23 protein-coding genes and 1 riboswitch are annotated in these 22,240 nt (G+C 39.8%); of the genes, 8 read left to right on the top strand and 15 right to left on the bottom strand.

Translation table 11 applies throughout. From position 1 onward, the window contains the following. Positions 1-12: 12 nt before the first annotated feature. The gene (locus FTU06_RS08030; RefSeq protein ID WP_078193872.1) at positions 13-318 is read right to left on the bottom strand and encodes a hypothetical protein; all 306 of its coding nucleotides are present in this window, start codon (positions 316-318) and stop codon (positions 13-15) included. A 312-nt stretch (positions 319-630) separates the two neighbouring features. Here FTU06_RS08030 and prmB point away from each other — a divergent pair, with 312 nt between their 5' ends. The 3 genes from prmB to FTU06_RS08015 all read left to right on the top strand — a co-directional run bounded on the left by prmB (position 631) and on the right by FTU06_RS08015 (position 3,673). After that, positions 631-1,641, top strand: a complete 1,011-nt coding sequence (prmB, locus tag FTU06_RS08025; RefSeq protein ID WP_180145947.1) for a 50S ribosomal protein L3 N(5)-glutamine methyltransferase — start codon at positions 631-633, stop codon at positions 1,639-1,641. A gap of 13 nt (positions 1,642-1,654) precedes the next feature. Beyond that, positions 1,655-2,749, top strand: a complete 1,095-nt coding sequence (gene aroC / locus FTU06_RS08020; RefSeq protein WP_180009499.1) for a chorismate synthase — start codon at positions 1,655-1,657, stop codon at positions 2,747-2,749. A 408-nt stretch (positions 2,750-3,157) separates the two neighbouring features. After that, positions 3,158-3,673, top strand: a complete 516-nt coding sequence (locus FTU06_RS08015; RefSeq protein WP_168378683.1) for a GNAT family N-acetyltransferase — start codon at positions 3,158-3,160, stop codon at positions 3,671-3,673. Positions 3,674-3,775: 102 nt separating this feature from the next. On the opposite strand, the gene FTU06_RS16840 is transcribed toward FTU06_RS08015, so the two are convergent. The 3 genes from FTU06_RS16840 to FTU06_RS08005 all read right to left on the bottom strand — a co-directional run bounded on the left by FTU06_RS16840 (position 3,776) and on the right by FTU06_RS08005 (position 5,252). Next, positions 3,776-4,039, bottom strand: a complete 264-nt coding sequence (locus tag FTU06_RS16840) for a hypothetical protein (protein ID WP_252725827.1) — start codon at positions 4,037-4,039, stop codon at positions 3,776-3,778. Between the two features lie 60 nt (positions 4,040-4,099). After that, complete coding sequence (locus FTU06_RS16835) at positions 4,100-4,303, bottom strand: hypothetical protein (protein WP_257222271.1); 204 nt, start codon at positions 4,301-4,303, stop codon at positions 4,100-4,102. Between the two features lie 175 nt (positions 4,304-4,478). Next, on the bottom strand, positions 4,479-5,252 hold the full coding sequence (locus FTU06_RS08005) for a hypothetical protein (RefSeq protein ID WP_180005657.1): 774 nt from the start codon (positions 5,250-5,252) through the stop codon (positions 4,479-4,481). A 230-nt stretch (positions 5,253-5,482) separates the two neighbouring features. Next, positions 5,483-5,573, top strand: a riboswitch (glycine riboswitch). Positions 5,574-5,706: 133 nt separating this feature from the next. On the opposite strand from FTU06_RS08005, the gene FTU06_RS08000 reads away from it, so the two are divergent. Further along, positions 5,707-6,948 (top strand): D-amino acid dehydrogenase, encoded by a 1,242-nt coding sequence (locus FTU06_RS08000; protein ID WP_180145945.1) that lies wholly within the window; start codon positions 5,707-5,709, stop codon positions 6,946-6,948. 75 nt (positions 6,949-7,023) lie between these two features. Here the strand turns inward: FTU06_RS08000 and FTU06_RS07995 are convergent, their stop codons facing one another. After that, positions 7,024-7,674: a hypothetical protein gene (locus tag FTU06_RS07995; RefSeq protein ID WP_180145942.1), complete on the bottom strand. Its 651-nt coding sequence runs from the start codon at positions 7,672-7,674 to the stop codon at positions 7,024-7,026. Positions 7,675-7,774: 100 nt separating this feature from the next. On the opposite strand from FTU06_RS07995, the gene ispF reads away from it, so the two are divergent. Next, a complete protein-coding gene (gene ispF / locus FTU06_RS07990; RefSeq protein ID WP_168378679.1) occupies positions 7,775-8,263 on the top strand; it encodes a 2-C-methyl-D-erythritol 2,4-cyclodiphosphate synthase in 489 nt (162 codons plus the stop codon). On the opposite strand, the gene FTU06_RS07985 is transcribed toward ispF, so the two are convergent. The 4 genes from FTU06_RS07985 to FTU06_RS07970 all read right to left on the bottom strand — a co-directional run bounded on the left by FTU06_RS07985 (position 8,251) and on the right by FTU06_RS07970 (position 12,185). Then, positions 8,251-8,775, bottom strand: coding sequence for a protein tyrosine phosphatase family protein (locus FTU06_RS07985; protein ID WP_180054898.1), 525 nt, complete (start codon positions 8,773-8,775; stop codon positions 8,251-8,253). The two genes, ispF and FTU06_RS07985, sit on opposite strands and share 13 nt — an antisense overlap. Before the next feature lie 57 nt (positions 8,776-8,832). Further along, positions 8,833-9,924 carry a 3-deoxy-7-phosphoheptulonate synthase gene (locus FTU06_RS07980; protein ID WP_143221612.1) on the bottom strand — a complete coding sequence of 364 codons (1,092 nt, stop codon included), beginning with the start codon at positions 9,922-9,924 and terminating at the stop codon, positions 8,833-8,835. Positions 9,925-10,051: 127 nt separating this feature from the next. Then, positions 10,052-10,948, bottom strand: coding sequence for a sulfite exporter TauE/SafE family protein (locus FTU06_RS07975; RefSeq protein ID WP_180124037.1), 897 nt, complete (start codon positions 10,946-10,948; stop codon positions 10,052-10,054). Positions 10,949-11,303: 355 nt separating this feature from the next. Then, positions 11,304-12,185 (bottom strand): MBL fold metallo-hydrolase, encoded by an 882-nt coding sequence (locus FTU06_RS07970; RefSeq protein ID WP_168378677.1) that lies wholly within the window; start codon positions 12,183-12,185, stop codon positions 11,304-11,306. 131 nt (positions 12,186-12,316) lie between these two features. Between FTU06_RS07970 and FTU06_RS07965 the strand changes: the two genes are divergently transcribed. Together FTU06_RS07965 and lpxB are read left to right on the top strand one after the other, a co-directional pair. Then, positions 12,317-13,291: a GlxA family transcriptional regulator gene (locus FTU06_RS07965; RefSeq protein ID WP_180145939.1), complete on the top strand. Its 975-nt coding sequence runs from the start codon at positions 12,317-12,319 to the stop codon at positions 13,289-13,291. A 106-nt stretch (positions 13,292-13,397) separates the two neighbouring features. Then, complete coding sequence (gene lpxB, locus FTU06_RS07960; RefSeq protein ID WP_168378675.1) at positions 13,398-14,570, top strand: lipid-A-disaccharide synthase; 1,173 nt, start codon at positions 13,398-13,400, stop codon at positions 14,568-14,570. A gap of 4 nt (positions 14,571-14,574) precedes the next feature. Here the strand turns inward: lpxB and FTU06_RS07955 are convergent, their stop codons facing one another. Then, positions 14,575-15,525, bottom strand: coding sequence for an AraC family transcriptional regulator (locus FTU06_RS07955; protein WP_168378674.1), 951 nt, complete (start codon positions 15,523-15,525; stop codon positions 14,575-14,577). A 181-nt stretch (positions 15,526-15,706) separates the two neighbouring features. Here FTU06_RS07955 and FTU06_RS07950 point away from each other — a divergent pair, with 181 nt between their 5' ends. Then, positions 15,707-16,912 (top strand): alkane 1-monooxygenase, encoded by a 1,206-nt coding sequence (locus FTU06_RS07950; RefSeq protein ID WP_180065102.1) that lies wholly within the window; start codon positions 15,707-15,709, stop codon positions 16,910-16,912. A gap of 102 nt (positions 16,913-17,014) precedes the next feature. Here the strand turns inward: FTU06_RS07950 and FTU06_RS07945 are convergent, their stop codons facing one another. The 5 genes from FTU06_RS07945 to FTU06_RS07925 all read right to left on the bottom strand — a co-directional run bounded on the left by FTU06_RS07945 (position 17,015) and on the right by FTU06_RS07925 (position 22,221). Continuing rightward, positions 17,015-17,959: a phosphatidate cytidylyltransferase gene (locus FTU06_RS07945; protein ID WP_180089943.1), complete on the bottom strand. Its 945-nt coding sequence runs from the start codon at positions 17,957-17,959 to the stop codon at positions 17,015-17,017. Next, on the bottom strand, positions 17,959-18,609 hold the full coding sequence (locus FTU06_RS07940) for a 1-acyl-sn-glycerol-3-phosphate acyltransferase (protein ID WP_180041484.1): 651 nt from the start codon (positions 18,607-18,609) through the stop codon (positions 17,959-17,961). Before FTU06_RS07940 ends, FTU06_RS07945 begins: the two co-directional genes overlap by 1 nt. 61 nt (positions 18,610-18,670) lie before the next feature. Further along, positions 18,671-19,099 carry a hypothetical protein gene (locus FTU06_RS07935; protein ID WP_180003781.1) on the bottom strand — a complete coding sequence of 143 codons (429 nt, stop codon included), beginning with the start codon at positions 19,097-19,099 and terminating at the stop codon, positions 18,671-18,673. Beyond that, positions 19,096-20,448: a phosphatase PAP2/dual specificity phosphatase family protein gene (locus tag FTU06_RS07930; RefSeq protein WP_180145936.1), complete on the bottom strand. Its 1,353-nt coding sequence runs from the start codon at positions 20,446-20,448 to the stop codon at positions 19,096-19,098. Before FTU06_RS07930 ends, FTU06_RS07935 begins: the two co-directional genes overlap by 4 nt. Before the next feature lie 18 nt (positions 20,449-20,466). Further along, positions 20,467-22,221: a bifunctional alpha/beta hydrolase/class I SAM-dependent methyltransferase gene (locus FTU06_RS07925; RefSeq protein WP_180145933.1), complete on the bottom strand. Its 1,755-nt coding sequence runs from the start codon at positions 22,219-22,221 to the stop codon at positions 20,467-20,469. Positions 22,222-22,240 lie beyond the last annotated feature (19 nt).

The raw sequence follows: 22,240 nt of genomic DNA, 5'->3' as shown, positions 1-22,240 counted from the left end.
TGGAAAAGAAAACTATAAACGATATTTGATTTTTACCGTATCGTTTTGCATCAATGCCGCTTTATGTTCTTCAATATGTTGATGAATAAGGTGTTGGACAGATTCGTCTTTAAATCCGGCAGCATAACCTTTGACAATAATAATGCTCGGTAAGCTAAAAAATAGGGTACGAGCGTTTTCTAAACTCGGATCAGGGAAAACTTGATGTTCGATCAGCAGTTGCTGAAAAAATGCCTTTTCATTTTGCACGTTTAAAGACTGAGTGTCTTCCCAATAGCTTTGACGCATAGCCATGAGGTTATTGTGCTTATAGCTCATTGGAGCTCCGCATTTAAAATTTAACTGTTTGTATGGGGATGATTTTAAGAAATTAAAGCTTAGGATCAAGTACAAATTGCTAAACAATTGAGCTTGAATTGGTTTTTATTCGTAATTTTCATCTAATTAGATTTTATAGAATGCTGAAGAAAGGCATAAAGTACACATTTCATTTCAGCGAATGTATCAGACCTCATATATACGGTTATGAAATGCTTTCAAGCGGTGAATAATGCCGTATTTTTATTATAAATAGCATTAAAACAAGGTATCATAGGGTGTTTTAAAAATTATGAACTGGAGACGCCTTAAGTGGATCGACCGACTATTAGCCCTGAACATTTACAGGAAGCAGCTGAAAACCTATCTACAATTCGTGATTATATCCGCTTTGGGGTAACAGCTTTACGTCAATATGATGCCCACTTAGGACAAGGTACAGAAGACTATTTTGCTGAAAGCTCAGCATTGGTTTTACAAACGTTATCTCTAGATTGGAATGCAGATGCGGAAATCTTAGATGCGAAATTATTGCCAAGTGAAGTTGCAGAATTTTTAGCATTGTTAGAACGTCGTATTAATGAAAAAGTTCCGACGTCTTATTTACTAAACTTGTCGTATTTCTTTGGTAAGCCATTTTATGTTGATGAACGTGTACTAATTCCACGTTCTCCAATTGCAGAGTTAATTGAAAACCGTTTTGCACCTTATTGTTTAGGCGAAAATGGCGAAATGGGTGCTGCGGTTAATAATCTACCTGAAAATACCAATCCAAAAACTCCTCAGCGCATTTTAGATATGTGTACGGGTTCGGGTTGTATCGCGATTGCTTTAGCTTATGCATTCCCAGACGCTGAGGTTGATGCAACAGATTTGTCTAAAGATGCACTTGAAGTGGCGCAAATTAACTGTGAACACCACAATAAACAATATCAAGTGGCTTTACTTGAGTCTGATTTATTCGCCAAAATTCCAGCAGAAAATCAATATGATTTAATCGTGTCGAATCCACCATATGTGGATGCTGAAGACATGGCAGATTTACCAGAAGAATTCCACCATGAACCTGAAATGGCGCTTGCTGCGGGTCAAGATGGTTTGGATCTTGTGCGTAAAATGTTGGCACAAGCTGCAGATTACCTGACTGAAGATGGCTTAATTGTGATCGAAGTGGGTAACTCAGAATGGGCAATGCGTCAAAACTTCAATACCGTTGATTTTTACTGGTTACAGTTCCAAAAAGGCGGTACAGGTATCTTTGCATTGACTGCTGCTCAATGCCGCGAATACCGAGATTTATTCATTCAATCTGTTCAAGCATAAGGAGTCGTTTGACATGGCAGGTAATAGTATAGGGCAACTCTTCCGTGTAACGACTTGTGGTGAATCTCATGGCGTTGGTCTGATGGCCATTGTGGATGGGGTTCCACCGGGTATTGAACTGACTGAAGCCGATTTGCAAAAGGATCTGGATCGTCGTAAGCCGGGCACATCTAAGTTTGCAACTCAGCGTAAAGAACCCGATGAAGTTGAAATTATTTCAGGCGTATTTGAAGGCAAAACGACGGGCACATCGATTGGTCTATTGATCCGTAATACAGATCAAAAATCAAAAGATTATGGCAACATTGCGCAAACCTTCCGTCCGGGTCATGCAGACTATACGTATACACATAAGTATGGTTTCCGTGATTATCGTGGTGGTGGCCGTTCGAGTGCTCGTGAAACTGCGATGCGTGTTGCTGCAGGTGCGATTGCTAAAAAATACTTGTTTGAGAAATTCGGCATCGAAATTCGTGGTCATGTAACGCAAATTGGTACCGAAAAAGCACAGAAATTGGACTGGAATGAAGTTCCGAATAACCCATTTTTCTGTGGTGATGCAGATGCCGTCCCACGTTTTGAAGCTCTAGTAACGTCACTTCGTGAACAAGGAACGAGCTGTGGCGCTAAACTGGAAATTATTGCGACACAAGTGCCAGTTGGCTGGGGCGAGCCTGTATTTGATCGTTTAGATGCAGATATTGCACATGCTATGATGTCCATCAACGCTGTAAAAGGTGTTGAAATTGGTGATGGCTTTGGTGTTGCCGAGCAGTTTGGTCATGAAACCCGTGATGAGTTAACTACGGATGGTTTCTTGGCAAACCATGCTGGCGGCATTTTGGGTGGTATTTCGAGTGGTCAGGACATTCGTGTTGCGATCGCCTTGAAACCAACAGCTTCCATTACTACGCCGGGTAAAACCATTACGATTAATCGTGAAGATACAGATGTGTTGACCAAAGGTCGCCATGATCCTTGTGTCGGTGTTCGTGCGACACCAATTGCAGAGGCGATGTTGGCAATTGTGCTTATGGATCACTTCATGCGTAACCGCGCACAAAATGCGGATGTAGTCGCACCATTTGCCCCAATTGAACCCAAGTGAGGAAACAAAGCGCTGCTTTGTTCCGAACGCGGTTGGTGAGTAGCGTTAGCGAGTCACAGTAGATAAATAACAAAGCGTTGCTTTGTTCCGAACGCGGTTAGTGAATAGCGTTAGCGAGTCACAGTGGATAAATAACAAAGCGTTGCTTTGTTCCGAACGCGGTTAGTGAATAGCTTTAGCAAGTCACAGTGTATAAATAACAAAGCGTTGCTTTGTTCCGAACGCGGTTGGTGAGTAGCGTTAGCGAGTCACAGTGGATAAATAACAAAGCGCTGCTTTGTTCCGAACGCGGTTGGTGAATAGCTTTAGCAAGTCACACTGATGAGAAAATTGCATAAAAAAACCAGACAATTGTCTGGTTTTTTTATTTCGGTAAACTAGGCCTATGAAAATAAATAGCAAAAAAATATGAATATACGAAATGCTTTACTTGGTGATATTCAGCAGCTTGAAAGCTTAATGAATACAGCCTATCGGGAAAATCATCCCAAGAGTTGGACGACAGAACATCATATTGTTCGAGGAAATCGAATAAATGTGTCTCAACTCAGTCAACTCTTACAAAAAAGGGATTTTCATTTATATGTGATTGAGTCGGTACATGCGCAGATCATGGGGTGTATTGGTATTCAAATGCAGGGGAAGAGCTGTGAAATTGGTCATTTTGCAATTCATCCAAATGAGCAAGATCAGGGCTTAGGAAAAAAATTATTGCAATTTGCAGAACAGCAAGCGATGTTGATTGAACCCAATGTTGAAGAATTTGTGATGTATGTGATTGATCGGCGTTTAGAATTAATAAAATATTATCAACGACGTGGCTATAAGCTTACAGATGAAAATCAAGCCTATCCTCTTCATCTAGAGGTAGGTCAACCGATTTGTGAACTGACAATTAAACAATTAATTAAACGAATAAAATAAAGACCATGTGATGCATTTGATCAATTTATAAAGCGAGATGAATAAAAAATCCCCAAAAAACATACACTAACTTTTGGGATTTTGATTTTAGACTATTTGGGCTTAAGAGTAAGCACGTAAAAATAGTCGGTAGGCATCTGATGATTTTTGGTTTTTTAGCATATAGTGTGCGATTTCACCTTGGTTGGTATTCATAATCACCGCAATATCTTTTGCGTCACAGAATTGTTTAAGCACAGTATCTGGGATCATCACGGTATTAGAAGAATCAATCACATTTGAATTATCTAAGCGACGATAATTTGTTTGACCTATTGCAGGATAAGACAATACTTTGCCGTCGATCACAAAAGATATTTCATTCATATCAAGCTGCTGTTGATCATAAGAATGCAGTGAAAGTGCATACTCACCTTTATTCTTTTGCTAATCAATTGCAAGTTCAGGACATTTTTGTCCAGTTTCACACAGTAATTGACCTCGAGTAATGGTTCGTTGGATTACGTTACTGTTTTCAACGGTATTGACACCATTCAGCTTTAATGTTCTGGTTTCAGGTTTATTTTTAGGTACGGTAATACAACCTGTGAGTAGTAGGAGTGTAAATCCTAGAACTAAATAATTTTTCATGTGTTTTTCCATGTTAGCGTTATTTTTATAAGCAATATTTATTTTGGCGCATATTCACACAGAAAAAACAAAAAAGTAAAATACATCACACTTTTCTAGTTTTGTTTGAGCACTGCTTTGATATAAGTGGTCGATATTCAAATAAAAAATATTATTAAGTGATGTAAATCTTATTTCATTGAAATTTAGATAACTTAAGTAAGATCTGTGATTTTGCGCTATCAATCTGCTCGGGATTGGTTTGTCGAGACAATTGGTCACGTGGTTTTTCGCCTAAAAAATATTTGATCCGTTCAGCATTCGCACCCGATGGATGGGGAAGTCCTGCTAAAATCTGCTGATCTTTTAAATAGCCTAAGCTGCTTACATAATTTAAAACCTCATCTACACCTTTGCCTAGCGGAATATAAATTGCGTTCGGAAGCTGTTGAATCATAGGAATAAAATAATCATCAATATGTTGTTTTAATAATTCATTTTTCAACATTGCGGGCGTTGAGCCTGCATAATTTTTTCCATTGACCAAAATACATTGCTGTAAAACCGAACACATTTGCACCATATCTTGATGATTGCTAAATAGCTCTGCAGTGGTCTGTATGCCTAATTGATTCTGTAATCCAATATGATCTAGCAGTTGAGTTAAATTTTTACGAATAGGACCACTAAAAGCACCACTATTCTTGGCAAGTTTAAGTATGTTTTCCTCAGATAATTGCTGCTCTACGCCGTCCTTCGCTGCAATTAATGCATTACGCCATTGTTGTTGGCCTGGGCAGATGCCGACGATGACCACTTTTGCATCATGATTTATGGCCTCGAATGGTGCATAAAAGCTTTGAATAGTTCCCAGAGTTTTAAGACGGAGTAAATCACTTTGAGTTAATTCTTCAATAGAATGTGTTTTGATCACAGATGCAAAGCAAGAGAAAAGGGTAGAATCCGACATAAAACTTCAATCTTTCTAGATATAAATTTCATTCAGTATTTTAAACCTTTATTTTAAAGATGAAGTATTTAGGTATAAAAAAATTGATTTTAAATTTATAACCTAATAACTTAAATCGATATAAAAATATTATTTAACAATATTGACCCAAATAGGACTTGAGATTTGGTACAAATATTGCTCATATCTAACTAAGGCAATACCAAGATGAATGCCGAATAAAAAACGAATGGATGATTGCAGGAGAGAAGCACAGATCGTGCTCGCCGAAGGAGCAAGTTCCCCCAGGAAACTCTCAGGCAAAAGGACTGTAATCATATAAAAATCTGGAGAGAAGTAGGCTAGACCTACTCACCGAAGGGGAAGGTTCACATTGCTTCGCAAGGAACCAAAGCTCTCAGGTAACAATGACAGATGGGGCGAACATAGGAAATATAATTTCCAAGGAGCCTATATGTGTCATATTGTTGTGATTGGTGCAGGTATTACTGGGGTAACGACAGCTTACGAACTCGGATTACTCGGTTATCGTGTCACTGTGGTCGATAAACATCTTTATCCTGCGATGGAAACGTCGTTTGCCAATGGTGGACAATTATCAGCGTGTAATGCTGAAGTCTGGAACCAAAAAGCAACGGTAGTGAAAGGCATCAAATGGATGTCACAAAAAACCGCGCCATTATTATTAAATCCAAGTTTTAATCTACACAAATATTCATGGCTCTTTGAGTTTATGGGGCATATTAAAGATTACCGTGAAAATACTCACGAGACCGTCCGTCTTGCATTGATGGCACGTCAGCGTTTATTTGAAATTGCTGAGCATGAAAACTTGCAGTTTGATTTAGAAAAACGCGGCATTTTACATTTCTTTCATAATCAACATGATTATGAGGTGGCGACTCAAGTTAATAATATGCTCTGTGAGGGTGGCTTAGAGCGTCATCCTGTGACATTAGCTGAAATCCGTGACATTGAGCCTAGTCTGACAGGTGAATACTATGGTGGATTTTATTGCCCAGGGGACGCCACGGGCGACATCCATAAATTTACGACGCAGCTTGCCAAAGCAACAGAACGCTTTGATGTGAAATATATGTGGGGCTTTGAGGTGACTGACTTTGAACATCATGCAAAAGGTGTCAATGTTCAGTTAAAAGCCAGTGATGAAAATATGGAACATCCTGATGCAAATACCATACTTGAAGCAGATGCTGTGGTGGTCTGTGGTGGCGTAGGTAGTTATGAACTTGCGCATAAACTCGGTGACCGCGTAAATGTCTATCCAGTCAAAGGATATTCAATCACCATAAATTTAAATGATGAACAAAGTCAGGCCAATGCGCCTTGGGTAAGTCTGTTGGATGAAAGTGCCAAAATTGTGACTTCACGCTTAGGTGCAAATCGACTACGTGTTGCAGGCACGGCAGAGTTTAATGGCTATAACCGAGATATTCGTGCAGATCGGATTCAGCCCTTAATTGATTGGTCAAATCGTAATTTTAATCTATCAACAGAACATGTGGTGCCATGGGCGGGTTTACGACCAATGATGCCCAATATGATGCCAGTGGTACATGCTGGTAAGCGAGATCATATTTTCTATAATACTGGGCATGGTCACCTTGGATGGACCTTATCTGCGGCAACAGCTGCAATGATCAGCCAGCAAGTGCAGCAAACACATCCGATTTAACTGACATATTGTAGACATCAAAAAAGCCTAAATGTTGAGGCTTTTTTGATGTATCTAAGTCATTCGAATTTGATCTTAATCATATAAACGATAAATCCCTGCAAAACGTTCACAGCCTTTTTGTTCAGTTTTTACTGAGAGTAAGGCTTTACTGTAATTGAACTGATATTTGCAGTCGTGTTCATTATCGGTGATTTGATTTTTTTGTTCGGGTGTTGTGTAAGCTAAAAATGGAATGGTTTGTGTTTCAACTCGATTGTTCGGATTACGATAGGCAATGCCTTCTATTTTGATGCTGTTTTTGCCTAGTTGATGCACCTTTAAATGTACAGGTGATGTCGCAAAATGGCCATTTTCAAATTTAAGATAATGCTGCGTTAAACTTTGGTTCATTGAGGTATAAATATTCAAATCTTCATGGCGAAGCTCGAATTGTTGTTTAAAACACTCCAAGTTTTTGCATTGCTGAACTCGGCTGTACCATAATTTTTGCGTATCTATCAGCAAGCGTACAGGGGCATCGGTAATCAACTGCGCCGTTAAAAAAAGCCCATCTAACTTTTCACGCTGTTCTTCAAAACCGTCAGAACAGTAATTTTTTTTTGCCTGAGTATTGGCATGATCACAGTCAATCTTTTCTGCATGCGTAAACGTCGCTAGGCTAGAACCTATTAGCAGAACTAGTCCGAATTTTTTGATGATATTTATTTCAGTTTTCAACAGCATGATCGCTTATACTTTCACTATGTTGCGCTTGCCCACACTATAGCGAAATAGAAAGCGTGAATACAAGATTTCAATCATTATTTTCTCAAGGAACTCAAGCATGATAGCTCAAATTCGTATCGGTCAGGGCATGGATGTGCATGCATTTGAAGAAGGTGACTTTGTAACGCTTGCTGGTGTTCAAATTCCACATACACATGGACTCAAAGCACATTCAGATGGTGATGTGGTACTGCATGCGCTTTGTGATGCATTATTAGGTGCTTTGGCACTTGGAGATATTGGTCAGCATTTTCCAGATACAGATCCAAAATTTAAAGGTGCCGATAGTCGAGTACTTTTAAAACACGTCTACCAACTGATTTTAGATCGTGGATATGTACTTAATAATGCTGATATTACCGTGGCTTGTGAGCGCCCTAAACTAGCAAAACATAATTTAGAAATGCGTCAAAGTATCGCAGATGTTATGGATGTTGAAGTTACACAAATTAGCATCAAAGCGACCACCACCGAAAAATTAGGGTTTACTGGTCGCCAAGAAGGTATTCTTTCTACTGCAACAGTACTGATTTCTCACGCAAAATGATCTGGATGGATCAGTGCATGTTGTAAATCTTGAGTTGCTTTACGGCCTTGAAGTTGTAAGGCAACCGCATGGATTAAACCTGTCCATGTTTCATTGGGTTTCCAAATTTGATGCATCAAATCTTGAGCCTTTGGCATATCAACATCCATATAGTATTGACGATATAAATACATCAAACTGCTGACACGGAAGTTTTTCGCACAGTGTAGCCAAACCGTTTGACCTTGAACCAAATGGTCAATCATATCGAGTACTAAAAGGCATTGATCATCTGAAGGGGTATCCCAAGAGATCGGAACTTGAATGTAGTTCAGGCCTAGATCTAGGCAAATGCGGTCTTCATGCTCGATATGATTGGATGCATCGGTCAGTGCTAAATTAATAACCGTTGAAACACCATATTCTTTGATCGTTTGAAGCTCAGAAGGAGATGGTTGTCCTGACGTTAATAAGTGTTCATGTATATATTGGAAGTTTTCAATGTGACTTAACGCATTTTCGATTTCATTCATCTGACAAATAATCCTTCAAAGTAAAACGCCATCTTGAAGATGGCGTTTTTCATTCACTTAGCGTGTCGGTAACACGTCTTTAAGTGCTTCATGCATCTCTAACAAGACTTTTTCAGTCGTATCCCAATCGATACAGCCATCAGTCACTGATTTACCATATTCGAGGTCACAGAGGTTGGCAGGAATATCCTGACGACCACCTTTTAAGTGACTTTCTACCATAATACCCACGATTGACTTGTTTCCGTCAAGGATTTGTTCAGTAATATTTTTCAGAACAAGGGGTTGTAAGTACGGGTCTTTGTTTGAGTTTGCATGACTGGTATCAATCATGATTTTGCCACTAACTTTTGCTTTGGCTAATGCCGCTTCGGCATCTGCAACAGAACCTGCGTCGTAGTTTGGTTTACCGTTACCGCCACGAAGTACAACGTGTGCATAAGGGTTACCACTGGTACGAATAACTGAAACTTGACCTTGGTCGCTTAAGCCCAAGAAGCTATGACCATGTTTAACAGATTGCATGGCATTGGTCGCAACGGTTAAACCGCCATCTGTACCATTTTTAAAGCCAACTGGTGAAGAAAGGCCAGAAGACATTTCACGATGTGTTTGGCTTTCAGTGGTACGCGCACCAATCGCTGACCAAGAAATAAGATCTTGGTAGTACTGTGGTGAGTTTGGATCGAGCGCTTCAGTTGCACAAGGCAAACCTTTTTCATTCAATTCAAGTAAAAGTTTACGACCAATACGTAAGCCTTTTTCGATGTTGAAAGAGTCGTTCATGTCTGGGTCATTAATTAGACCTTTCCAACCCACAGTGGTACGTGGTTTTTCAAAATACACTCGCATCACGACATAGATCGTATCTTGGATTTTGTCGCTTAAAACTTTTAAACGGTCAGCATAATCATGTGCAGCGACTGTGTCGTGAATTGAACATGGACCAATGACAACAAAAAGACGTTTGTCATTTCCATCTAAAATATTACGTACAGTTTCACGGCCCTTAAGGACTGTTTGATAGGCAGTTTCAGTCAGAGGTAGCTCTTTTTTTAGTTCTGCAGGAGTAACAAGAGGCTGAATGCTTTTTACATTCACGTCATCAATGTCGTTTTGGGTAATAGAATTTGACTGTAAAGTATTCATTGCCGTCACTGGTTTGATTATACAAAAGGTTGTTTCGTGAGCCGAATATAACATGAATATAGCATTCAAATGTTATAAAAAAGATCAATAAGTCTCTGAAAAAAAAGTGATGAATCGGGCAGTTAATTTAAACCTGCTGACTATTCACTGTCGGTGCGATCAACATTGCAGTTGTTGGTTTTTTAACAGGTTTTGATTTTACTGGATTAATAATGAAATTCATGCCTAAAACAAACAAGGTAATGCCTAAGACTTTACGAATGACTTTTTCAGGTAAACGTGAGCTGATTAAAGTTCCGACCACAATTGCAGGAATAGAACCCACCAATAACCAACCCAATAAATGAAAATCGACATTACCTGAGCTCATATGACCCAAGCCTGCAACCAGTGTAAGAAGCACGGCATGTACGACGTCAGAACCAATAATACGAATCATCGGTAAGTTCGGGAACATGAGCACCAAGGCCATAATACCGAAGGCACCTGCACCAACAGACGATAGGGTAACGAATACGCCTAAAATAATGCCCATGATGATGATATATGCACGCTTATTTTTTGCTTGGAAATTGATACGCTCCAGATCAGCACTCATATCATCTAACTGATCAGTTTTTCGAAATTTATTAAAGAATTTTTCAATATGACCACGGAAAATAATTGAGATCCCAGTAATCGTCAGCATAAAACCCAAAAACATGGTTAATACGGTTTTGTAATGTGTCGATTGGCTCAGATAGTTTTCAAGGACCCAATGGGTCGCAAAAGACGCAGGGATACTGCCGACAGCAAGCCAAATAACAATGGTCCATACGATATTCATTTTACGTGCATGAACTAAAGAACCACAAAATTTTGAAATTGCGGCATATAGTAAGTCTGTGCCAATCGCAATATGAGGTTCAATTTTATACAGGCTAATCAGGATCGGGGTCATCAATGAACCACCGCCAACACCGGTAATACCTACGCAGAAACCTACAATTACACCTGCCAGAATGAACTCTAAAGGACCGACCATCGCTGAATGCCAAATATCAAAAAACGTGCATATCTTATGACTAATTGATATAAGTCGTTGTCTCGATTAGTGATTTGCTTGTGAAAAAAATAGATAAAGAATGATTTTAATTTTGAAATAAATGAATTATTTCTAAGCTAAGTTATTGATTATGGTTTTCTCAAGTAGTTAATAGTTCAAATGGGGATTATGCTGCAGTGAAATCATATATTTTGAATACAAGGCTTTGAATATCTGAAGTGGATTTCCAATCACTCAAAACACACTAAGTTTTATCATCCTAGCTTTCGATTTGATATTTATCGATATATGCAGCAGTGAACATAAAGTCCACTGCTGCAAAGACTAATATGCCTTAAAAAGATAAGGTTTCGCCATCTAAAGGAATCAACACTTTATCCTGAATATTTTGAGCTTTTACATAGGCTGCCAGTTGTTCACGCGTTAACGACATGTGGTTAATGGCGTCCATATGCACAGCGACAATTTTAGCTTTCGGTGATTGTTGCACAGCGCGTAAGGTGTCTTCTTTGCCCATAATAATCGACTCTTTAAATCCATCGACTAAGGCGTTGCCTGTATTCAAAATAATCACATCAGGTTGGGAGCTTTGAATGGCTTGATCCACTTCAGGGCGCCATATCGTGTCACCCGCCAAATAAATGGTTTCATGTCCTGAGGCTTCAAAAATGATCCCCATGGCTTCACCTAAGCCTTTTTTCAGCTCCGGGACACGATACATTGCATCCGTACCGTGTTGTCCACCAGTTTTGGTTAACGTCACGCCTTTAAATGTGGTTTTCGTTAATACGCGTACATCTTTAAAGCCTTGGGATTGGATGGTCTTTTGATCTTGACTGTTTTGGACAAAGATCGGCAGCGTTTTAGGAATCGCCGCTTGCGCAGCATCATCCCAATGGTCGAGATGAGTATGGGTAATGATCACGGCATCGACATTCGCCAAAATGGTTTCGGCTTTAAGCGGTAAATCCACCAATGGATTACGTAAATAACTCCGATGTGTATTTGGAAACCCTTCATAGAACCCTTTGGGTGCAAACATCGGATCTACTAAAAAGGTCGTATCTGTATAGCTGATTTTGACCGTCGCATTGCGTATTTCTTGAACTTGAGTGATTTTAGAAATATCACGGACTTTGTCTTGATTTGCCCATGCCGAAGCAGAGCCGATAACCAAAGCAGTCGCTAAAAACGTATAGCTTAAAAATGTTTTCATAAAAAGCATTCGTATAACAAAGATGACTTTATTATTGGGAAATAAATGCTTTAAATATATTGTCCTTAAAGACATAAATAGAAACTATTAGGCCAAATGGTATAATGGCTTTATTTATGAATAGCCACGTGATGTCTATACCTAAAATTGCGTTGTTTATATATCCAAATATTCCGCTGTTTCATTTTTCAGTCCCGCAAACCATATTCAATATTGAAATAGAGGGACAGAAATTATTTGAAGTAACGACGTTTTCGGTTGATGGAATGCCCATCAGTACTGAAAAGACGGTCATGATTCAGGCTGATGGCGGCTTAGAGCAGATGCTTGATGCTAACCTTGTAATTATCCCGGGCTGGGATGATATCCATCAAAAGCCAGATCATGAGCTGATGACAGCCTTACAAAAGGTACATGAAAAGGGAATCAAGATTGCAGGCCTGTGCTATGGCGCATATCCATTGGCGTATGCTGGGTTACTTGACCACAAACAGGTCACGACACATTGGGCTGGCAGTGCCGATTTTAAGCAAAAATTTCCATGTGTGAACTTAGATAAAGATGCTTTATATATTGAAGATGCAGGCATCATTACTTCCGCAGGTACGGGGGCTGCTTTAGATTGTTGTTTATACATAGTCGGGGAAATCTACGGGGCAAAAATTGCCAATAAAATATCGAGATTGATGGTAATTCCAACCCATCGTGAGGGCGGACAGGCGCAATTTATTGAACAGCCGATTTCTACAATGACTTACGATACGGAGATCAATCGTTTACTCGATTATTTACGGCATAACCTGTCGAAACCGCACACTATTGAAGAACTTGCCGTTTATTCCAATATGAGTAGAAGGACACTGACCAGACATTTTAAACATGCAACAGGGCTGCCTATTGTCACTTGGTTAAATAATGAAAGACTGCGATATGCGGCTGAATTGCTTGAAGTGACAGATTATTCGATTGATAAAATTGCGGAAGGTGCAGGTTTTAATACCGCAGTGCTATTTCGTAAATTGTTTAAGAATAAATACGGCACAAATCCGAACCATTGGCGGAAAAATTTTAATCAGCAGCTAAGTAGCAGTGATGAATATTCTTAAAATGGTGAATTAAAACCGTGCAGCTTTTTTCAGGAAATCTATTAACTTTGCGAAGGACTCGTATAGAATCTATAGCTAAAGAACATTGAGTTAAAAGGACAGACTTTTGCAAAATCGGAAACTTAAAATTGGCATCGTGGTTGGGGAAGTATCCGGGGATACATTAGGCGCCAAGCTTATCCGCAGTTTTCGAGAGCAAGGGATTGATGCGGAATTTGAAGGCATCGGCGGTCCGCAAATGATTGCAGAAGGTTTTAATAGCTATTATCCGATGGATATTTTATCGGTAATGGGGATTGTTGAGGTCTTAAAAGATATTAAAAAACTCTTTGCTGTACGCGATGGTCTGGTTGAAAAATGGACTGAAAACCCTGTCGATGTTTTTGTGGGGATTGATGCACCGGATTTTAATTTACGTTTATCTAAGAGCTTGAAGCAAAAACAGCTACCAATTAAAACAGTGCAATATGTTAGCCCTTCAGTGTGGGCGTGGCGCCAAGGCCGTGTGCATGGCATCAAGGCGAGTATCGATTTAGTCCTTTGTTTATTTCCTTTCGAAAAAGCGTTTTTCCAAAAATGGCAAGTTCCCGCTGCATTTGTCGGACATCCATTGGCAAGTCAGTTGCCTTTAGATAATCCACTCGCTGCGGCTAAACACGAGTTAGACTTAGATGAGCATCAAAAACACATTGCATTACTTCCGGGCAGCCGTCGTGGTGAAATTGAGCGCTTAGGGCCTTTGGTACTGTCCGCCGCACAGATATTGACGGAGCAGCATCCAGACTATGTGTTCCTGATTCCTGCAATCAATGATGCACGTAAACAGCAAATCGAATTATTGCTCAAGCAGTACCCTGAAGCATTACAAGCCAAAGTTCGCTTGATGGAAAACACCGATACCGAATCTAAAATTGGCCGTCAGGTGATGAACGCATCGAATATTGTCGCTTTGGCATCTGGTACAGCAACCTTAGAAGCGATGCTTTTACACCGCCCAATGGTGACCTTTTATAAGTTAAATTGGCTGACCTACCATGTGGTGAAATTACTGATCAAAATTCCGTATTATTCATTGCCAAATATTATTGCGGGCAAAAAGGTGATTCAGGAACTTATTCAACATGATGCAACACCTGAAAAATTAGCAGCAGAAATTGAAAGCTTGATGGATGTTGAAAAATCGCAAGTTCAAGTGATGCAGCACATCACCATGCATAAACAACTGCTTTCAGGCAACAGTGAAAACCCTGTGGAAGCGATTTTAAAGCTTTTAGATTAAACCTTTAAGATGACTCAGTTTTTGCGAGCTGATGCTGCTGTCGATACTGGCTCGGTGTGAGATCATAAAACTTTTTAAAAGTTTGGCTAAATGCCGTTTCAGATGAGTAACCTATACGATGGGCAATTTGCTGAATAGTCAGTTGCCCCATTTGTAAGTGCTGTGTTGCCAGTCGCAAACGATGTTGCTGCAAATAGGCGAGTGGAGATTCACCGAGCATTTGAGTGAATAAACTGGCAAATTTAGAACGTGACATGCAACATTGTTCTGCCAAGCTTTCGACGGTCCAAGCATGCTGTGGTTGTTCATGAATCGCGGCCAAAGCGTTGGATAATTCAGGATGACTCAAGGCATGCAACCAACTGCTTGAATCTGACAAGGCTGCAATATAATCACGCACACATTCGATAAATAAAATACTCACCAAATGATCCAAAATTTTGTCGCGGCCTGGACGGATCTGATGCGCTTCAACTGCCAGAAAATGTAAGCCAATTTGCAACCATTCCGGTGTGGTACTGCTCATGATATGTGGTGTATGTAACAGCGTGGGGAGTGCATTCACTAAGGGCTTTGCCATAATGCTGTCGACATGCCCACGGATCGCTAGTACAAACAATTCTTCTGCTTCATGAGATTCGGCAGAATTTAAATCAATGGTTTTATTTCGTTGCTCTTGAAACAGTGGTGTGATGTTCACTGATTCGACCAAGATATCAGACTGTATAGATTTGCAGTGGTGGTTTTGCCCTGACGGAATAAGGCAAAGATCGCCAGCTTCAAGTAAGACCTGCTCTTGATCTATATGTACAACACACTGACCTTGAATCACTACATACGCAACCATGGCATTGTGATCTTGAAAATGAAAAGCCCAAGGATGCTGTGATTTCAAATAAATATATTCAGATCGATGGAGATGAATATCATCAAAAATTTTACTTAAAGCATCCATATTTCAAATATTTACTCATATTAATTTTGTATTTATAGATGGTCACTATGTGCTTAAAGGTCAACATTTATCCTTAAATGCCAAAGACGATAGCATAGTTTTTTTGGACGCTTAAAACTGTTCTGGCTGCCCATATTTTACGAATATAAACACAGAAGAAGTAATTAAGGAAGTCTAGCGCATGAATGCACCAGTAAAATTAAATGAACAGCAGCTCGCTCAGTTAGAAAGTAAAATCGGTAGTGTTTTAGATAAAAAACGTTATGGTTGGCTATTGAGTCCAGGTTTACCAGTCATTGGTATGGGGATCTTGGCGGGTTATCATTTTGGTCCAAAACCGACAAAAAAACTATTTGCCATGGGCGGGCCGCTTCTACTGCATGTCATTATTCCTGCACTGGATGCACTGATCGGTGATGATGCCAATAACCCGACAGATGATGACATTAAAGTTTTAGTAAATGATCCTTATTATGATCGTATCGTCAAATTATTTATTCCACTGCAAATGGCAGCGAACGCTTTTGCTGGCTATGTGGTTACCCGTAAAGATGTTTCATTATTAGATCAAGTTCTACTTGGGATTTCGATGGGTGCCATCAATGGAGTCGGTGTAAATACAGCACATGAACTTTGCCATCGACCACATAAAAAAGACCATTATTGGGCACATGCGACGCTCGCGCCTTTGGGTTATAGCCATTTCCGCATTGAACATCCTTATGGACACCATAAACGTGCGGCAACGCCTGAAGATCCTGCATCTTCAAAAATGGGCGAAACCTTTTATGAGTTTTGGCCACGCACTGTATTTGGTGGAATTAAATCGGCGGTACAGATTGAAAAACAACGTTTAAAACGTAAAGGTTTAAGTTTCTTTTCGAAGGAAAATGAACTGTTTCATGGTTGGGCGATGAGTGCAGGTTTTCATGCCGCGATGCTGAAAATGTTTGGTAAAGGCGTGACACCGTATTTAGTTACACAGGCCTTGTATGGAATCAGCCTTTTTGAAATTATTAATTATATTGAACATTATGGCCTGAAACGTGAGCAAAAAGCGGATGGAAGTTATGCGCGAACCATGCCTGAACATAGTTGGAATAACAATAATATTGTGACCAATCTATTTTTGTATCAATTACAGCGACATTCAGACCATCATGCATATCCGACTCGCCCTTTTCAGGCATTAAGACATTTTGATGAAGCGCCAGAGTTGCCTAGTGGCTATGCCACTATGCTAATTCCTGCTTTAGTACCCTCTATATGGTTTAAGATGATGGATAAACGGGTCTATGATCACTATCAAGGTGATTTAACTAAAGCCAATATTCATCCTAAACGTCGTGCAAGACTTTTTAAAAAGTTTGCGGTTTCAGACGTTTAAATCGAATACCTGATGAGAAGAATCCCAAGCTTGTTTGCTTGGGATTTTTTATTGTGCTTAATTTCAAAATCTAAAAATGATTGTTTTAAATAGAGTCTCTTCTTAAGACCACCAATAGCGCAAAATATGGAAAAAAATCGGTGCAGAAAAGCAGATGGAATCAATTCGGTCGAGCATGCCACCATGGCCTTGGATGAGTTGTCCCCAATCTTTTACACCACGATCGCGTTTAATGGCTGACATGACAAGACCACCAAAGAAACCGAATATACAAACAATAAAACCAATACATGCAGCCTGTAGATAGCTAAAGGGTGTAAGCCATGACATAGCAACACCTAGTGCAGTAGCTAAAGCAATGCCTCCGATTAAACCCTCAACGGTCTTAGATGGTGAAAGTATTGGTGCGACTTTGTGTTTTCCAAATAGCTTGCCACAGATATATTGCAAGACATCGGAGGCTTGTACCACCATGATCAGCCAGATCGCTAGCCAAATTTTTTCACCTTCAAATCCGGGAAGTTTAAGATTTAATAGCGCAGGTACATGCGAAATACAGAATACGCTGATCATCAGTCCCCATTGAATTTTTGAGCTACGCTCCAAAAATCGCGTGGTATCTTCAGCTTTGAGTGTAGCGATAGGGATAAGAAGAAACACATACAGCGGAATAAAAATAGAATATAGCCCATACCAATCGATATACACCAAGTAATACTGGTAAGGAATGACAAAATAAAAAGCGATCAGCAAAGGAAGATAATCACCGCGACGGGTTGGGAGCAAGCTGATAAATTCACGTAAAGCAAAGAGTGAAATCAACGCAAACAGGATCACAAAGGCAATTTTGCCTAATGAAATTGCTACACCAAGTACCAACAACATGACCCACCATGCATTGATCCGCGCATTTAAATTGTCGATGACCGGTGCAGGTGCATAACCCGCTTTAAATTTTAGTATTGAGCCAATGGTTGAGGCAATAATCAAAATAATCGCAAAGATACCAAACAATACATAAGTCATTTGCGCATTGGTGAATTCCATTATTGATACTCCAATGCTTTTAATTTGAGTAATTCTTCCTGAGCGTAGTTTAAAAACGCGGATTTACTCTGTTCATTATGAACTTCTAAAGGCTTACCAAAAATAACGGTAGATAATAATGGCAATGGTATTAGCGCACCTTTAGGCATGACACGTTTTAAATTTGAGATCCACACCGGTACAATTTCAACATCAGGAAATTGATTTTTGAGATGGAATAAACCGCTTTTAAACTCTAATAATTCAACGTCATCATTTAAATTCCGAGTGCCTTCAGGAAAGAAAATAATCGAGTCACCTTGTGCTAATACGGTTTTGATCGGTTCTAATGGATCTTGATTTTGCTCTCGATTTCGCTGAATAGTGACGCCAGTAAACGTATCTTGAATGAGAAAACGTCGAAAGCCATCTTTTAGCCAATAATCCGAAGCCGCTACAGGACGCGTATTCCGTCTGAGATCTGTCGGTAGTGATGACCAAAGCAAAATAAAGTCGATATGGCTATTATGATTTGCATAATAAATACGCTGCTTCATTACAGGTTTACACCCGACCCATAGACTCCGCGCGCCCGTGAGCAGCCGCGCACCACGACGAGTGAGAAAGGCAATATAGCGAGCAATTGAACGGCTTAAAAAATTACCTTTCATTGGTGAGTGAGCATTCCTTGAAGTGTCTAATGGAGTTGGCATAGCTTCAAATTATTGTGAATTATTTATACAGTAAAAATATGCAGAGGAATGCGATGTATTGCAAGCAAAGCACAAAGATCTGCCATTTAAATAAAGCCAGACAACCTAATTCACGCAGCTCCCATGCGCGACCACATTTATTTGCAGGCATTAATTTTAAGTTGATTAAACTTAAGTCCAGCTCCTTGGTGGTTTGTTCAAGGTTTTGAGTTTGGCTGTATTCAGCGACAGTGGCTAAAAGTGCCGAATCAAATTTGATTCTCAGGCTTAAATAATGTTGTATTCCGAGCAAAACTAGACAAATTAATAAATATAGCAAATCGAATAGCATCACATTACCAAACTGGATAATGAGCCAGAGCGTGAGGATCGCTGCTACATAAGCTGAAATGAGCAATCCAGTGGTGGATTGTAACAACTTTGATAGCACCACAAGTTGTAAATTCATGGTGCAAGTCCTTTAAGTTTTAAACGATAAGTATTTAAATGTTTTATTTGCGGTGTTTTAAGCACAACCCAAGGACGGTTATGGCGAATAATCCGTAAAACATCTTCGACTGAATATTCAGGATGTTGTTTCAATAATAATGCGGCAACTACAGCACTACTTCGTGAATATCCCAAAGCACAGAAGACCAAGATGTTTTGTGCTTCATCATTGTTATTAGATTTCAAGAATAGTTCTAAAGACTCTACAGCATTATGTAGCTGATTGGCCTGTAAAGGAATCAGGTCTAAACTCAAGTTTTGAGCATAGGAGCATTTTGGATAAGTGGGTAATTCTGCGCAACAATCGAGTAAAGCATCATATTGCTGCATGACGTGTTTGGACGGATAGCGACCTAAATAAATATAACTCTGATTGATTTTGATGATTTTAGAATCTTCAGGATGGCGATAAGTCCAGATTCGGCTATTGATCCAAGCAAATACAAAGTAAGGCGCAAACAATATTTTTGCAGCAATGGTCATATCACCATGACTGAGTTTTTGAAAAAAATGGGGTCGATTGAATAAATATGCAAACGCAACTAAAAGCAGACTGCTTGCAGGATAGAGCAGCCAAAGCCACCAACCTTTTGCATGTGCGATTGCGCTACAAAATAAGGCAGCAAACAGATAAAGGATGCCGATTTTAATGTGCTTTAAGCTTAGCCGACTCTGTATATTTTTAGCCCATGGCGCAGAGCCAGCCATCGGGAATAGCCATAAACATAAGGCACCGACCAATAAACCCGTTGGGATATCTATAAAATGGTGCTGCCAAGTGGTTAGAACTGAGAGACCGATCAAAAAGGACCAACCATCTACCAGATATTTTAGTTTGCCTGTGCTATGCCGACGGTAAAAATCCCAAAGAATCACCAGTAGCACAATATGCAGAGAGGGTGCTTGATTAAACGGTTTATCAAAGCCCATCAAGACATCAAACCACAGCCCGAAAAAACCTGTGAGTTCGGGGCGCTCAAAGCTAAAACGTAGCGGGAAAAGTAAAAAGCAGCTGATTGAAAGGATTTGTGCCGAAAATAGTCGCAGGACATGTTGTTTTAATTCAAACTTATTCCAACAAAGTAATAAAGACAATCCATAGAACAGATCAATCGACCAATAAGGCACAATACTCCATGGCCAAAGTGGAATATATTTTTCCCATTCAAAGACGATAACAGGTACAGACGCTAAACCCGCAGCGTATTGATTGGCAAAACCATAACTTAAGAAGAAAAAAGGTGCCAGAAATGCCAAACACAGTAGGCTGTATTTCCAAGTTCCTGTTTCCGGATCCAGTTTATGCATAAGATTGACCGTCCAAGCTTAAATTTTTTGTGCAACGGAAACGGTGAAAATACCAAACTCATCAATAACTTGATCGATTTTCTTGAATCCTGCTTGCTCAACCAAGGCATCCATCTCGGCTTGTGAGCGTAAACGCATGACCCATGCATCTCTTTGGCGATGTGAGGTCAGAGCACGGGCGATAAACTCTTGTTGCGGATGCCAAATTTGACCTGTGTAGATGAGATAACCATCTTTCTCAATGGCCTGACTTAAGCCGGTTAAAGACTGTCTAAGCAAATCATTATCACTAAATAATTCGTATAAACCTGAGACCACGGCTAAAGTCGGTTTAGGTTCAACACTGGCTAGTGATGTGGTATCAAAGGCATCCGCTTCTACAAATTTGGCAATCTGGCTTAAACCTCTTTGCTCAATCATTACTTGACCTGCTTGTACATTGATCGAGCTGTAGTCTCTAAGCAGGATGGATTCAGGATGCTCAGGCAGTTTTTGTACAGCATCTAAAATATATCGGCCATGGCCCGCTGCAATATCCATAATCCGTACTGCGTGTTGGGCATCATGTAACTTAGAAGCATATTTCGTTAATAGTGCTTCAATATTTTGTTTTCTAACGCGAATACCACGCCAACCGATCGCATTTAAATACTGTCGATCGATGATGTTACCAAGAGCATTTTGGCTTTCTGATTGATCTCGATAAACAAAATCTAAGGTGCTGCCAGAGTCATATCCTGTCTCTTCACCAATTTTTAAGCCCTTGGAAAAGAGACTACCAATTTTAAGATTTTGTTTGGTTAAGCTCCAAAATGCATGTTTTAAAGAATGTTTTGGAAGCGTTGAACTTAAGGTTTCTGCTACAGCACAGCTCGGGCCAATTTTATCTGCATCTAAAAGTTTAGGTGCGGAATAGGGTTGTTTAAAACATTGTTGAATAAAGCGATGGATTTTATCTGTGGCGATTTTGCGATGTTTTTCACCCAAAGTATCATGATAAAAACCATCTAAGACGTGAAATTCCTTCAATGGATGAGGGAGTTTTTGATAAAACGCCAATTGCGGTTTTTGATGCACCACGTAGTCAGATCCTGAACATAAGACTTGAGTAGGAACAAAAATATTTTGTGCATCTTTAACGATTCGATCTGACGCTGCATATAGACCCAGCAGCATCCGGACTGATATGGCCCGAGCGATCTGCGGGTCTGTTTCATAACTTTGCGCACGTGCAGTATCGTGCGTCAACATTTTGGCTTTGACATAACTATTGATAAAAAAGTTGCCGGCGAATTTGTTGAGGAGTGTTAAGCCGGGTTTTGCAAAAGGCACATAGAGTTTGATGTCAAATGCAGGCGAGGCAAGGCATAAAGCACGAATTTTAGGGGCATAATCATGCACCCATGTCGCGGCTAAAACAGCGCCAACGCTTTGAGCTACAATTGCTATATTTTCTGATCGAATTTGGTAATTTTGTTCTATATGCTGAACAAAATATTGAATGTCTTGAACGCATGCAGAAAAGCTCGGTGCATCTCCTCGTTCACCAGGAGTATTACCGTGACCTCGCGCATCCCAAGCGAAAAAATCAAAATCAGGCAAATTCAATTCATTGACCAAATGCGCCATTCGTCCCGAATGTTCATGGCCACGATGAAATAAGATCACCGCTTTTTTCTTACGGTTGCTTTTTAAACTGCTATTTTCCCAATGTTGATAAAACAAGGATGTTCCATCATGGCTCGTAAAGGTATGCTGAGTATTGTTATACATTGTGTTGTTCTCAAAATAA

The sequence above is a fragment of the Acinetobacter sp. YH12052 genome (assembly GCF_013419835.1).
GTDB lineage: Bacteria > Pseudomonadota > Gammaproteobacteria > Pseudomonadales > Moraxellaceae > Acinetobacter > Acinetobacter amyesii.
The sequence above is the reverse complement of the archived record's forward strand: the minus strand, read 5'-3'. Positions and strand labels throughout refer to the sequence as shown.

Bases quoted from the DNA above. Each gene is read 5' to 3' on its own strand.
- FTU06_RS08030 (WP_078193872.1), bottom strand. From the start codon at position 318: ATGAGCTATAAGCACAATAACCTCATGGCTATGCGTCAAAGCTATTGG.
- aroC (WP_180009499.1), top strand. From the start codon at position 1,655: ATGGCAGGTAATAGTATAGGGCAACTCTTCCGTGTAACGACTTGTGGT.
- FTU06_RS08015 (WP_168378683.1), top strand. From the start codon at position 3,158: ATGAATATACGAAATGCTTTACTTGGTGATATTCAGCAGCTTGAAAGC.
- FTU06_RS16840 (WP_252725827.1), bottom strand. From the start codon at position 4,039: ATGAATGAAATATCTTTTGTGATCGACGGCAAAGTATTGTCTTATCCT.
- FTU06_RS16835 (WP_257222271.1), bottom strand. From the start codon at position 4,303: ATGAAAAATTATTTAGTTCTAGGATTTACACTCCTACTACTCACAGGT.
- FTU06_RS08005 (WP_180005657.1), bottom strand. From the start codon at position 5,252: ATGTCGGATTCTACCCTTTTCTCTTGCTTTGCATCTGTGATCAAAACA.
- FTU06_RS08000 (WP_180145945.1), top strand. From the start codon at position 5,707: ATGTGTCATATTGTTGTGATTGGTGCAGGTATTACTGGGGTAACGACA.
- FTU06_RS07995 (WP_180145942.1), bottom strand. From the start codon at position 7,674: ATGCTGTTGAAAACTGAAATAAATATCATCAAAAAATTCGGACTAGTT.
- ispF (WP_168378679.1), top strand. From the start codon at position 7,775: ATGATAGCTCAAATTCGTATCGGTCAGGGCATGGATGTGCATGCATTT.
- FTU06_RS07985 (WP_180054898.1), bottom strand. From the start codon at position 8,775: ATGAATGAAATCGAAAATGCGTTAAGTCACATTGAAAACTTCCAATAT.
- FTU06_RS07980 (WP_143221612.1), bottom strand. From the start codon at position 9,924: ATGAATACTTTACAGTCAAATTCTATTACCCAAAACGACATTGATGAC.
- FTU06_RS07975 (WP_180124037.1), bottom strand. From the start codon at position 10,948: ATGGTCGGTCCTTTAGAGTTCATTCTGGCAGGTGTAATTGTAGGTTTC.
- FTU06_RS07970 (WP_168378677.1), bottom strand. From the start codon at position 12,185: ATGAAAACATTTTTAAGCTATACGTTTTTAGCGACTGCTTTGGTTATC.
- FTU06_RS07965 (WP_180145939.1), top strand. From the start codon at position 12,317: ATGTCTATACCTAAAATTGCGTTGTTTATATATCCAAATATTCCGCTG.
- FTU06_RS07955 (WP_168378674.1), bottom strand. From the start codon at position 15,525: ATGGATGCTTTAAGTAAAATTTTTGATGATATTCATCTCCATCGATCT.
- FTU06_RS07950 (WP_180065102.1), top strand. From the start codon at position 15,707: ATGAATGCACCAGTAAAATTAAATGAACAGCAGCTCGCTCAGTTAGAA.
- FTU06_RS07945 (WP_180089943.1), bottom strand. From the start codon at position 17,959: ATGGAATTCACCAATGCGCAAATGACTTATGTATTGTTTGGTATCTTT.
- FTU06_RS07940 (WP_180041484.1), bottom strand. From the start codon at position 18,609: ATGAAAGGTAATTTTTTAAGCCGTTCAATTGCTCGCTATATTGCCTTT.
- FTU06_RS07935 (WP_180003781.1), bottom strand. From the start codon at position 19,099: ATGAATTTACAACTTGTGGTGCTATCAAAGTTGTTACAATCCACCACT.
- FTU06_RS07930 (WP_180145936.1), bottom strand. From the start codon at position 20,448: ATGCATAAACTGGATCCGGAAACAGGAACTTGGAAATACAGCCTACTG.
- FTU06_RS07925 (WP_180145933.1), bottom strand. From the start codon at position 22,221: ATGTATAACAATACTCAGCATACCTTTACGAGCCATGATGGAACATCC.